The following is a 12,294-nucleotide window of genomic DNA, read 5'->3' on the forward strand; positions in this document are numbered from 1 at the left end:
TACTACATTCCAGTGGCTTGTTTACTATACAGAAAAACAGAGAATTTCGCCACGAATTACTATGATTATAACAGAAATCCATTATTTTTTCTCTAAAATCATTCGATTTCAGGCAACTTTTAAAGACACGGTGGAATTTACCTGTACACTGGAATTTAAAAAATCAAGTCAGCAGAAAAATAAAAACGAATGGTCCTCCCAAACCATTCGTTTTTATTTTCGTTTTCAATTTCCCGTCTTATACTTTTTCTCTTTTTATTGTGCCCACGTCTTAGTTCAGATTCATTCTCTGACCCACCTTGATCACATTCAGGTTCGTGATCTGTGCGTTTCTGCGAAGCAACTCTGTCAGGGTCATATGATTCCTCTGTGCGATCTTGGAAAGTGTATCTCCTGCCTTAACTATGTAATTATCTTCTGCAAACCATACGCTTTCGGACGGTCTGCGCTCCGTTACTGTTACCAGATAATTACCACCTCGCTTTAACGCGAACATGGACTGTCCATTAGAAGTTACGGTAAAGGATCCACAGTACTCCAGGCGACCCTTTTCTGCATTGTAGCGGTACATGTTTGCAGTCTTGCCTGCATTTTCCTTACCTACATTTACATGAATATTCACATTCACGCCAAAGCTGCCGGTGTCCTTAATCGCCAGTTGTCTTGTAGGTGCGGATGTCTTAGCAGTTACAACATTTGCAGGAATATTATTGCTCGCCTGATCCACTGTCAGGTCAATGTTCTGAATCTTAGACAGATCTTTATTTTTCAGATCCTGACCACTGATACTCATCGCTATACCATTTCCACTATGGAATGCAACCGTTACGTTGGTACCCTTAATGGTATTCAGTACCTTCTGCGGAACCTGTACCTCACCGGTACATACCATGTTCATGTTAACCGTTGCAATCGCTGGGTTCTGTGTGATTTCTGTAACCTTATCCTGTACAGAACTGCTTACTTCATTCCAGTTCACAGTCTCCGGAGCGGAAGAAGTGGCTGCACTGCCAGAGCCATTATCATTGCTATTGTTGTTATTATTATTATTTTCAGGCTTACTGTCATCCTGCTTCGGTTCATCGGGTGTTACAGTAATATCCCCGGAGGTTCTTCCGGACATTCTTGCACCTACACCTTCCGGTACCTCATCGGTCAATTCAAGGAAGCCATTCATATTGATGGTACCGTCTGCATTTCTGGTAATACCACCATCCTTCAGCGCAGATGCTGTATCCAGACTCTTGAACCAGGAAGCAGCTGCCTCCTTACCATTATTATTGACAGTCTTACTGCCATCAAAATAGTAATTCGTAACACCTTTGACATCTGCAGCATTCTGTGTTCCCAACAGTTTAAACTGCTCAGCCACCTTGTTGGACACCTTGTAGGATAAAATACCGTCTGCTGCAAATGCTGTATTTACAGCGGTGTTGGTGTAAAATGCTACATTGTAACTTTCATTATCGAATGTTGTGCTACTGTATACCTTAATATCAGGACAGCTGTTAGAGTCAATACCCTTTGCCTTATTGGCAAAAGCAACAGAATTCTTCAGTACATGAGCTCCCGGCATACTGTCGCCACCCATTTTGAAACCATTACCATTGCCGGCATTGATCTCTCTGCCATTCTCATCTAAAATATAGCCATTTTTGAATGCCACACAGTTCTGAATCGTTACCACTCCAATGGAACCACTCTGCACTTTAGCGAACAGATCCCATCCATCATCGGCATTGTATGCTGCGATACATCCGTCGAATACGTTGCCCTGACCTACAGTCAGTTTTGCAGCGAATCCATCCGCATCCTCATAACCCTTATCTGCATTCAGATAGGAACTACAGTTCAAAATTGTGTTATGAGCTGGCCACTGATTAAATTGATCAGTGCCAAGATAACGGCTGATCTGTATACCTGTGTTACCATTTTTATATGCTTTGATCCGATCCAGTATATTATGGTTACCGGATACCTGAATACCCTTCTGGGCATCTGCCGATCTGGTCACATCGAATCCCTGGAAATACCAGTAATCGCCTGCCAGTATCATACCTGCGCATTTTCCGCCAAAGTCAAATACAGGTCTTGAGTCCGCCTCAGGATCAGCGATCATATAGATCATAGCATCTGCAGTACCATTGATTCCACGTTCTACTTTTACAGTACTGGACAGATCGTAAGTTCCTTCCTTGATCAGAATCTTCTGTCCGGGTGCCGCGATCTTCACTGCGTTGTAGATATCCATAGGATCATCCCTGGTGCCTGCTGCATTCGATTTACCATTCGGACTCACATAAATATTGTTGTTCTCTACTGTCTTATATTCTACAGTGTGGTTAATAGTCACCGGATCATAGGAAGTCATTAACTTAAATTCGCCGGGTTTGTATTCCTTATCCGGGATAAAGTTGATCGTAAATGTGTTTTTGCCACTGTTCAACTTCAGAGCTACCGTTTCCTTGGTCAATGCTTTGAATTCCTTGTTCAGGACTTCTTTTCCGTTCTGATCCTTCACGACCAGAGTACCGTCAGCATTGCCATAGTATACCAGATTATAATCCGCAGAATTGGAGAACACAGGAGATTCTATCGTATTGATCGGATATACATATTCAATCTCTCTTTCCTCTGCTTTTTCATCATCCGCAGGGGTAATCGTCTTCAGATCAATATTGCTTACAGTAATTCTCGCATTTCTGGAAGCAAAGAATCCAACATAAATATTGTCTTTATCAATCTGGGTCAAAGAATTTCTCTCCAGATCATAGTAACGTACTTCTTTGATTACTTTGTTATCCTTATCTAAATATCTCAGATAGTAACCTGTGTTGTTTCTCTGAATCTGCAGTCGGAAGTCAGTCAACGGATTCTCCAAGCTTCCGGTAGGCTCTGCTTTTTTATTCCAGTTACCCACAAGATTATAAGTGCCAGGACCCTTAGTTGCCGCACCGGTCTCCAGTGTTGTGGTCTCACTGACATAACCTGCAGGCATCGTAATGGTTCCATTTTTAATTGCAGCAACATCATCTGCTGTTACACCAAGTCTGGAAATCGCACCCAGACCAAGTTTCATAGATATCTTGTTTGCAGAACTATCAGCAGTTACGTCCTCGCCATCCCAGTAATACTCAACCTTGGTAGCAATCGCCTGATAAGCATTGTTCCAGAATGCGGTTCCATCACCATTCGAACCAACTGCATCCGCAGCCATCATACCGAAGCCTTCCTGTCCATTGGAAAGCGTCCAACTGTCTACATGAATATCTGCTGTCAAAGTAAAGTTCTCAGTCTCAGGATCAATTGCCGTATAATAGAAAGTCAGTCCATCCGTAGATCCGGGTACAATCTTACCTTTGCCACCTTCACTGTATACCGTTACCTTACCGTCATTTGCATTTCCGATAACACCATTATTCTTAGAATCCGTACTGGAACCGTATGTGGATACTCTCCAGACTCTCTGTGCCTCATCCACTACTGTCACCTCTGTGGTACCTTTTCCGGAGACGTCCTCTCCTCTGACTGCTACTACGGATATGGTATACATATTGCCCACTGTAAGACCACTTATGGTTGCTGCGGTAGTGGTACTCTCTGTTTTATTATCCGTTCCTTCTACAGTCACTACGTATTTCTCAGCTTCTTTTACTTCGCTCCATTCCAGTGCCACGGCACCTTTTCCTACATTCGTAGCGCTGGAGATCTTCGGTGCGGTCAGTGGAAGTACGAAATCTGCGTTCATGCTGTTGCCCGCCTTGTCCTCTTCTCCGTCACGGATTGCTTTTACCGTAAAAGTATAAGTTCCGGATGCTGCGGGGGTAAAGCTTACGACTGCCTCATTGCCTTCCTTGGAAGGCTTCGCAGTTCCGATAACGCTTCCTTCTGCATCGCTCATAGCGACTTCGATCTTGTCCGCGCCGTCGTAACCGATGTTGGTCTTTACGGTCACATCCACTTTACCGGCATTCTGTACCGCGCTGATAATCTCAGGGTTCTCTACAGTAGACCAGTCTGCGCGGGCAGGCTTCTCTGTGCTGCCTGTGGTCTCTGTTACGATTACTTTAAAAATGTAGTTATTATTCTCCAGACCTCCCAGGTAATAAGTTCCAGCCTCTGTTACTTTCAATACAGAAATGCAGGTTGCATTTTTCGCCAGGGTCTCTCCTGTCTTCGCTACCACGGTTCCGCTTCCGGTAAGCAGTGCCATCTGGCGGTTGTCGGCTCCGCCTTCCACCCAGTACACTTTAACTTCTGCAGCTCCGGTGGTCTTGAAGCTTACTCCGTTTTTATTATTGGTAACATCCAGTTTTCCTCCCAGATTGATTCTCTGGGTGAATGCCGTTCCATCTTCAAAGCTCTTCTTACTGCCATCTACCTTAGATTTTGAGCTCCATAAAATCGTAAAATAATCATCGGTCCCGGCGCTCTGCTCTTCTCCGTCCTTCTTGGCTCCGTTTGTAAACTGTGCCAGATCCGCGGCATCTAGTACATACTGTTCTGCATCGCCGGCAGCATCCTGTGCACTTACGGCAACATCTTCCGACAATAATGCGATCTGTGCCTCTTCGGGCACACTCTGTGTATCGTCTTGTGTATCCGCTGCCTGCATTTCTGTCGTTTCGGCATTCTCATTTCCGGACACTGTGGTTGCTTCCGCTTCCACAGCAACCGCGTCAGTCTCCTCTGCCTGTACTACCACGGAAGGTGTACCCATTCCCGATAATATCATGGCACCTGCCAGCAGTAATGCTAACCAGCGCTTTCTCTTTTTACCCTGTCTGTTACCCAACATTTCCATACCTCCATCTGCTTTGCGTGCAATACACAAATGGTAACCCCTCCATTTGCTGTTTTGTAACCGCTTACAACGCTATGCACTATATATTATCACTATCGCTTTACATTAGTAAACTATTTTTTGTACATGTTGGATATTTTTGGAAGTTATTCATAGAATTTTTGAGCAATTTTTAGTCACTATTTTTGCGCAGTTTTCTGATTTTCACAAAAATGCACAGTTTTGTTATTTTGTTTCTATTTTTATAAAGTAAACGCTTTCATGTGAAATGGATTAAATTCTGTATCTTTGACTTGGCAAAAGTTATATAGAGTTATATAAGAAAGCATTAAAATAGGTTGTCTTTTCAGGCAACCTATAACCATCTCTCTATTATTCCACGCCCCGCAACACAACTTTCCCCACATATTTCCGGACGAGTTCCGCCATCTGTTCCAGTTCCTCCCGCGAGAAAGCACCGAACGCTTCCGCACCGCCCGGCTTAACAGCATTGCTTTCTGCTGTCTGTATCATCCGGTACAGGCAGTTATCATTCTCCTGATAACTCTGCAAGTAGTATGCAGGACACCCTTCGATCCATCTGCCGATCTCCTCAAATTCTCCCACGGTATGGATTCCCTTTACCACAGTAGTTCGGAATTCATAGGGAATTCCGCTGCTTTTCAGGATACCGATACTCTCCTCGATGCGAGAGATATCCATATGTGGCAGTCCCGCCGCCCGGGCATAATTATCTCTGGAAGCCTTAATATCCATCGCCACATAATCGATCAGGTGCTCCTGTAACAATTCCCACAATACTCCCGGCATATACCCGTTGGTATCCAGCTTAATGGGATACTCCAGCTCCTTGATCTTTTGCAGGAACTTGCGAAGGTCCCACTGCAGAGTCGGCTCTCCGCCGGTGACGCAGACGCCCTGGAGGATTCCCTGCCTTTTCTTCAGGTAGGACAGCACTTCCTCTTCCGCGACGGAGGGCTGACCCGCAGGATCCAGTACCAGTTCCCCATTGTGGCAGAACGGACAGCGAAAATTGCAGCCTCCTGTAAAAACAGTGGCTGCAATATGTTCCGGATAATCTAATAAAGTTGTCTTGTTAAAACCATGTATTTCCATACAGTATTCCCTTCGTCCCCACAGGGACTGTATGACTCTTTCTTACGCCCTCGGCATGGCAGAATCCCGTACCACCAGTTCTCCGTCGAATACACAGTGCTGATGCTTCGCTTTTTTCCCGATAATGTCAAACAGAATCCGGGCGGTCTCTCTTGCCATACTGTCTACCGGCTGCTTTAAAGTGGTCAAGGATGGGATAACATATTTCCCGATTTCCACACCATCAAAGCCTGTCAGGGAAATATCTTCCGGTACCTTGTATCCGGCATCAGACAATGCTTTTCCTGCACCGATTGCCAACATATCGGAGATCGCGAAGATCGCCGTGCACGGAATCTGCTTCTCCAGGAATTCCTTCGTCACCATATAGCCATTCTCCAGGGAGTAATCTTCCAAATCACTCCTCATAGGCAGGATCAGTTCTTCTCTTACTTCTATTCCGTTATCCTTCAACGCCTTTTTATAGCCCTCCAGACGCAGCTTACCGATGGAAGCATCCGTTTTGCGGGCACAGAGGATTGCAATATCCTTATGTCCGTTCTTGCACAGATAGTCCACCATCTTGTAGCTTTCCTTGGTATCATCCACGGTCACGGAAGAATAGGTATTACGACTGAATCCCTTTGGTAACATTCCGGTAGTGCTCAAGATAAACGGTACATGAAGCTGTGCCAGTTTTTCCTCGCTGTGGACCAGATAACCGCCAAGGAAGATAATGCCCCGAAGCCTTTTTTCCTTCACCAGCTTCAGCGCCACCTCCACTTCGTCCTCGTCGTAATCGACATGCTGCAAAACCATGGAGTAGGACTTTTCCTTGATCTCTTCTTCCAATACCTTGATCATCTGGCTGAAGAAAGAGTTGTTAATACCTTTGACCAATACTGCAATTGCCTTGGCATCCTGACGTTTCAGGTTTCTTGCGCTGTTGTTGGGTACGTAGTTATTCTCTTTGATTACCCGCATGATCGTTTCCTTGGTCTCAGGATTGATGTCCGGGTGATTATTTATGGCACGGGATACCGTGCTGACGCCGACACCGCAGATTCTGGCAATGTCTCTGATCGTGATTTCCTCCATGGAGTGCAACCCTTTCTAAGCCTACAGACTTATCTGCCGTACAGCTTCGTCATGCTGCGGATCCGCCCTGCAAGCTCCTTTGTAAAATCTCCGTTCCCCATTCTCCACATCCAGTTGATGCCAAGTGTGGAAGGAATGTTGATGCGGGCCTCCGATCCCAGTCCGAGATAATCCTGCATGGGAATGATCGCCATATCCGCTACGCTGGACATTGCGGCACGCACGAATTCCCAGGGAATCTGCTCTCTGGGAATCGGCTCTCCGTCCGCATTTTTCAGACGCAGATAGTCGTCACAGAGCTTTTTATCAGCTCCCTTCAAGGTGTCATACCACCCCATCACAGTATCATTATCATGAGTTCCCGTATATACCACGCAATTATGTGTATAATTATGCGGCAAATAATCACTTTCCTCACGGGAATCAAAAGCAAACTGCAAAATTTTCATACCTGGATAACCGGATTTCTTTACCAATTCTATCACCGATGGTGTCAAAAAGCCAAGATCTTCTGCAATAACTTCTTTTTCTCCCAATTTTTCCTTCATGGTACGGAAAATATCGTATCCAGGGCCCTGTTCCCAGTGACCGTGCTCCGCAGTGGGTTCCCCGTAAGGAATCGCATAATAAGCGTCGAATCCACGAAAATGATCAATACGTACCACATCATAGCGCTCAAAGCAAGCTGCCAGCCGCTGCATCCACCAGGCATAACCGGTCTCTTTGTGGTGTTCCCAGTTATACAGAGGATTGCCCCACAGCTGTCCGGTGGCAGAAAATGCATCGGGAGGACATCCCGCCACTGCTACCGGCTCACAATTCTCGTCAAACTGGAACAGCTCCGGATTTGCCCAGGCATCTGAGCTGTCAAATGCCACATAAATGGGAATATCCCCGATAATCTTGATGCCGTTATCGTTGGCATAGGTCTTTAGTTTCTCCCACTGTACCTGGAACAGATACTGCTGGAACTGGTAAAACGCGATCTCTTTCGCATATTTTCTGCGATATTTGTCCATAGCCGCAGGAGTTCTCAGTTTGATATCATCCTCCCAGGCTGCCCAGCAGATACCGCGGAAGCCGTCCTTGACTGCCATGTATAATGCATAATCCTCCAGCCAGTACGCATTCTTCTGTACAAACTCCTGAAATCCCGGATCCTCTTCGATATGACTGTTGTCAAACGCTTCTTTTAACAGGCGGAAACGGCTCTTGTAGATTTTGCCGTAATCCACGGAATGAATGTCGGTACCGAAATCGTAAGCATTGCACTGCTCTGCGGTCACATAGCCTCTCGCCACCAGATCCTCAGGATCGATGAAATAAGGATTCCCTGCAAAGGTGGAGAAGGACTGGTACGGAGAATCTCCATAGCTGGTCGGGCCTAACGGCAGGATCTGCCAGTATGCCTGACCTGCTTCTTTTAATCTGTCAATGAATTTGTATGCTTCTTTGGAAAAGCAGCCGATTCCGTATTTGGAAGGCAGACTGCTCACCGGCAGCAAGATTCCACTTTTTCTCATAACATAAATCTCCCGTTGTAACTTTTTCGTTTAACCCTTAACTGCGCCGGCTACCACGCCTTCGATGATGTACTTCTGACAGGTCAGATAGAAGACGATAATAGGGATAACCGACAGTACCAACAGTGCCATCATTGCACCCAGATCCTTTGCACCATAAGAGCCTACCAGGTATTGTACCACAACCGGGATAGTTTTGTAGTTGGTACTCAGACCAATTACCAGATAAGGTAGCAAATAGTCGTTCCAGATCCACATAGCGTTCAGAATCGCTACTGTGATAGCTGTCGGCTTCAGGATCGGCATTACGACGCCAAAGAAAGTCTGCAACGGGTTACAGCCGTCGATCATGGCTGCCTCTTCGATGTCTAACGGAATAGATTTGATAAATCCGCAGAACATAAATACGGACAGACCGGATCCGAAGCCCAGGTACAGAAGCACCATTCCGGGAGGGTTGTTTAAGTGAGTCATATTCGCCAGCTTAGACATCGTGAACATAACCATCTGGAAAGGTACGATCATGGAAAATACAAACATATAGTACAATATGTTGGTCACACCGGTTTTTACTCTGGTCAGGTAGTAAGCGGTCATGGAAGTAAACAGAATGATCGCTGCCACGGAAAATACCGTGATAAAAGCAGACCATCCAAAGGCTGTGAAGAAACCTGTTTTTTCAATACCATTCACATAGTTGGTAAGTCCTGCAAAAGTCTCTGCGGTAGGCAGTGCGAAGGGATTGTTACTGATGAACAGTTTTCCCTTAAAGGAGTTGATCAGTACGAAGAAAATAGGTGTCAAAAATGCAACTACCAGCACACACAGGATACAAAAAATGATTACATTAGAAGTTTTTTTCTTAGTCATTATTGCTCTACCTCCTTACGTCTGGTAAGTACCAGCTGTCCCAGGGCAATGACTGCCACTACAATGAAGAACAGTACTGCTTTGGCCTGACCAACACCTTCAAATCCGCTTCTGCCATAGAAGGTATTGTAGATATCCAGAGCCAGCATAGCTGTCTTTTTGCTGGGTGCTCCAGCCGTCAATGCAAGGTTCTGGTCGAACAGCTTAAAGCTGTTGGACACGGTGAGGAACAAACATATGGTAATAGATGGCATAACCATCGGAATTTTCACTTTGAATAATGTCTGTAACGAAGTAGCTCCATCAATCTCTGCTGCTTCGATCAGATCCGTAGGTACATTCTGCAGTCCGGCTACATAAATGATCATCATATAACCGATCATCTGCCAGTTCATCAGAATGATCAGACCCCAGAATCCATAGGTCGGATTCGCCACCAGTGTTGTCTCGTATTTTAACAATACTGCGTTGATCATCTGCTGCCAGATATATCCCAAAATGATACCGCCGATCAGGTTCGGCATGAAAAATACTGTACGGAACAGGTTGGTTCCTTTGATCTTTCTCGTCAATGCCAGTGCCAGAATGAAGGCAAACACATTAATGGTGACAATGGACACTACGGAGAATTTTAGAGTAAATCCAAATGCGTTGACAAAATCTTTGTCTGCAAAAATTTTAATGTAATTATCTAAGCCTACAAATTGCGCGTTTGTAATTGTCTTAAATTTGCAAAAGGACAGATATACGCCCATGACAAACGGTATGATAAAAGCAAAGGAAAACGCGATCAGGGTAGGCAGTACAAAAATGGGAAAATATCTTTTTAATGTCTTTTGCATAAGCCTGTCTCCTTTTTTACAAACACAGGGGCCGTGGTACCACCACCGCCCCCTGTGTCTGAAGTTATATAAGATGGATTAAGTTATTGTCTTTTTGTCGATGGAGCTTAGTTAGCTGCGGTTGCGGCCTTTTCAGCTGCCCATCTTTCAACTACGGTTGTCTTTACAGCATCCCAGTCGATGGAACCGGAAGCGTACTCCAGAAGAGCTGCGCCGAAGTCATCCTTGAACTGCTGGCTGGGGAAGGAAGTGAAGTTCCATGCTACAGATGTCTTGGAGCTATCTGCCATGTAACGAAGAACTTCCTGTGCCAGAGGATCGGTGGGCTTTTCGTCATCGCTAAAGGTATCGAAAGGAGCGATGAATCCAAGGTCGTTGGTTACTGCTGCCTTACCGGTCTCAGAAGAGAACAGCCATTCAACGAATGCGATAGATGCTGCCTGATCCTCAGCAGAAGCTTCCTTGTTGATGCAGAAGAAGTTCTCAGTACCGGTGCACAGTCCCTGGTTCTCTTCACCTTCAACTCCTGTATAGATAGGAAGGAACTTAACATCCTCAGCTTTAACAGTGTTACCGTCTACGCCATTGATCTGGCTCCAACCCCAGTTACCGTTCTGTACCATTGCTGCCTGACCCAGAGCGAACTCAGCCATGGAGTCGTCTACAGACTTGCTTCCCAGCAGGCCGGGTGCTGTGCAGGAGTTGTTGATGTACAGATCGAAAATGTTCTTGAAGTTATCGGAGTAAGTGAACTCCAGGTTGTCGGTATCGGTGATACCCTTGTCTTTGAACTCATAGTATACAGGGATGTTAGCCAGATGAGTCTGCCATCTCCAGTCTTCACCGGGAGTCAGGGATGTGGAAGCGAATACGCCTTCAATGCCCAGCTCATCTTTCTTAGCCTGCATATCTTCTACAACCTCTTTTAACTTAGCGAAGTTGTTGATCTCATCCATGCTTGCTGCCTTAGCACCATCCAGTGCGAAGTACTTCTGCATGATAGCGTCGTTGTAAATGATACCGTAACCCTCTACTACGTAAGGGATTCCGTATACACCACCGTCTTCGCCGGTGATTGCCAGGCTCTTATCCATTAACCAGCTGTACAGGTCTGTATCCTTTAAGTCTGCACAGTAGTCTTTCCAGTTCTGATAACCGATAGGTCCGTTGATCTGGAACAGGGTAGGTGCTTCCTTGTTAGCGATCTCAGACATCAGGGTCTGCTCATAGGTACCGCTTGCTGCGGTAACAACCTTTACAGGAACACCGGTCTCCTCGGTATATTCCTTAGCCAGTTTCTGCCATACTTCATCAACTTCAGGCTTGAAGTTCAAGTAGTATACAGATCCGTCTGCAGCTGCTGTCGTGTCGGCAGCTTCGGTGGTTGCTACATCTGTCTTGCTGTCAGTAGCAGGGGTGGTAGCTGCTGCATCACCGGAGTTTCCACAACCGGTCAGCATAGAAGCTGCCATTACTGCACAAAGTAATACGCTTGCCAGTTTCTTCTTCATAATCTTACCTCTCCTTTATGTTTGTACGGGTCATTTCATAATTTTTTCATGTTCCCGTGAGTGTTTCGGAATCGGTATCGGTATTGTTACCGGTAACGTTTCCGTTGCTGTAATTAGAAGATAGCACATTCACGAATCAGTTGCAAGAGATTTCCTGTAATTTATCGGAAGTTTGTATATTGTCATCAAATCTGCAACATTGTTTTTGTGCATTTTCACAACGGAATAAAGTGTTGATAAATGTTTATGGATAATTTCAGTTGTTCTGTAACTTGAGAGTTTACGCGAGCAATGAGCCGCGCATAGGCATAGTGAGGACAGCGATGGGCGCTTGCGCACAAATCGCTGTCTTTACTTATGCCGTGATGCGGCGAACGCCGCGATATGAAATAAGATTGGCAGCGCCTTTTGCTGGCAATCTTATGAATAGCGTGGCTCATTGCGGAGAACTGCCAATAAATGTGGAGCGTCCTTTGCGACACATTTATGAATTGAATGCATGGCTCGTAACGTAGGGTTGCCGTAAACCCCACGAACGCCCACGGCGAACG

Annotated in this window: 7 protein-coding genes; all 7 read right to left on the reverse strand. The window is 45.6% G+C overall.

What is annotated here, in order from left to right; translation table 11 throughout:
• Positions 1-271 precede the first annotated feature (271 nt).
• The 7 genes from ACTRDR_RS10255 to ACTRDR_RS10285 all read right to left on the reverse strand — a co-directional run bounded on the left by ACTRDR_RS10255 (position 272) and on the right by ACTRDR_RS10285 (position 11,743).
• On the reverse strand, positions 272-4,804 hold the full coding sequence (locus tag ACTRDR_RS10255; RefSeq protein WP_440527342.1) for a LysM peptidoglycan-binding domain-containing protein: 4,533 nt from the start codon (positions 4,802-4,804) through the stop codon (positions 272-274).
• A gap of 372 nt (positions 4,805-5,176) precedes the next feature.
• Complete coding sequence (locus ACTRDR_RS10260) at positions 5,177-5,920, reverse strand: anaerobic ribonucleoside-triphosphate reductase activating protein (protein ID WP_440527343.1); 744 nt, start codon at positions 5,918-5,920, stop codon at positions 5,177-5,179.
• 42 nt (positions 5,921-5,962) lie between these two features.
• Positions 5,963-6,997, reverse strand: a complete 1,035-nt coding sequence (locus ACTRDR_RS10265) for a substrate-binding domain-containing protein (RefSeq protein ID WP_176862557.1) — start codon at positions 6,995-6,997, stop codon at positions 5,963-5,965.
• Between the two features lie 29 nt (positions 6,998-7,026).
• Positions 7,027-8,520 (reverse strand): 4-alpha-glucanotransferase, encoded by a 1,494-nt coding sequence (gene malQ, locus ACTRDR_RS10270; protein WP_440527345.1) that lies wholly within the window; start codon positions 8,518-8,520, stop codon positions 7,027-7,029.
• A gap of 30 nt (positions 8,521-8,550) precedes the next feature.
• Positions 8,551-9,390, reverse strand: coding sequence for a carbohydrate ABC transporter permease (locus ACTRDR_RS10275; RefSeq protein WP_176862553.1), 840 nt, complete (start codon positions 9,388-9,390; stop codon positions 8,551-8,553).
• Entirely contained in the window at positions 9,390-10,232 is an 843-nt protein-coding gene (locus tag ACTRDR_RS10280; protein WP_118546498.1) for a carbohydrate ABC transporter permease, read from the reverse strand. The genes ACTRDR_RS10275 and ACTRDR_RS10280 overlap by 1 nt, the downstream gene beginning before the upstream one ends.
• Positions 10,233-10,339: 107 nt before the next feature.
• The gene (locus ACTRDR_RS10285) at positions 10,340-11,743 is read right to left on the reverse strand and encodes an ABC transporter substrate-binding protein (protein WP_440527347.1); all 1,404 of its coding nucleotides are present in this window, start codon (positions 11,741-11,743) and stop codon (positions 10,340-10,342) included.
• Between the last annotated feature and the right edge of the window lie 551 nt (positions 11,744-12,294).

Source organism: Simiaoa sp. (assembly GCF_051972595.1).
Taxonomy (GTDB): Bacteria; Bacillota; Clostridia; order Lachnospirales; family Lachnospiraceae; genus Acetatifactor; species Acetatifactor hominis.

Bases quoted from the DNA above. Each gene is read 5' to 3' on its own strand.
- ACTRDR_RS10285 (WP_440527347.1), bottom strand. From the start codon at position 11,743: ATGAAGAAGAAACTGGCAAGCGTATTACTTTGTGCAGTAATGGCAGCT.
- malQ (WP_440527345.1), bottom strand. From the start codon at position 8,520: ATGAGAAAAAGTGGAATCTTGCTGCCGGTGAGCAGTCTGCCTTCCAAA.
- ACTRDR_RS10255 (WP_440527342.1), bottom strand. From the start codon at position 4,804: ATGGAAATGTTGGGTAACAGACAGGGTAAAAAGAGAAAGCGCTGGTTA.
- ACTRDR_RS10265 (WP_176862557.1), bottom strand. From the start codon at position 6,997: ATGGAGGAAATCACGATCAGAGACATTGCCAGAATCTGCGGTGTCGGC.
- ACTRDR_RS10280 (WP_118546498.1), bottom strand. From the start codon at position 10,232: ATGCAAAAGACATTAAAAAGATATTTTCCCATTTTTGTACTGCCTACC.
- ACTRDR_RS10275 (WP_176862553.1), bottom strand. From the start codon at position 9,390: ATGACTAAGAAAAAAACTTCTAATGTAATCATTTTTTGTATCCTGTGT.
- ACTRDR_RS10260 (WP_440527343.1), bottom strand. From the start codon at position 5,920: ATGGAAATACATGGTTTTAACAAGACAACTTTATTAGATTATCCGGAA.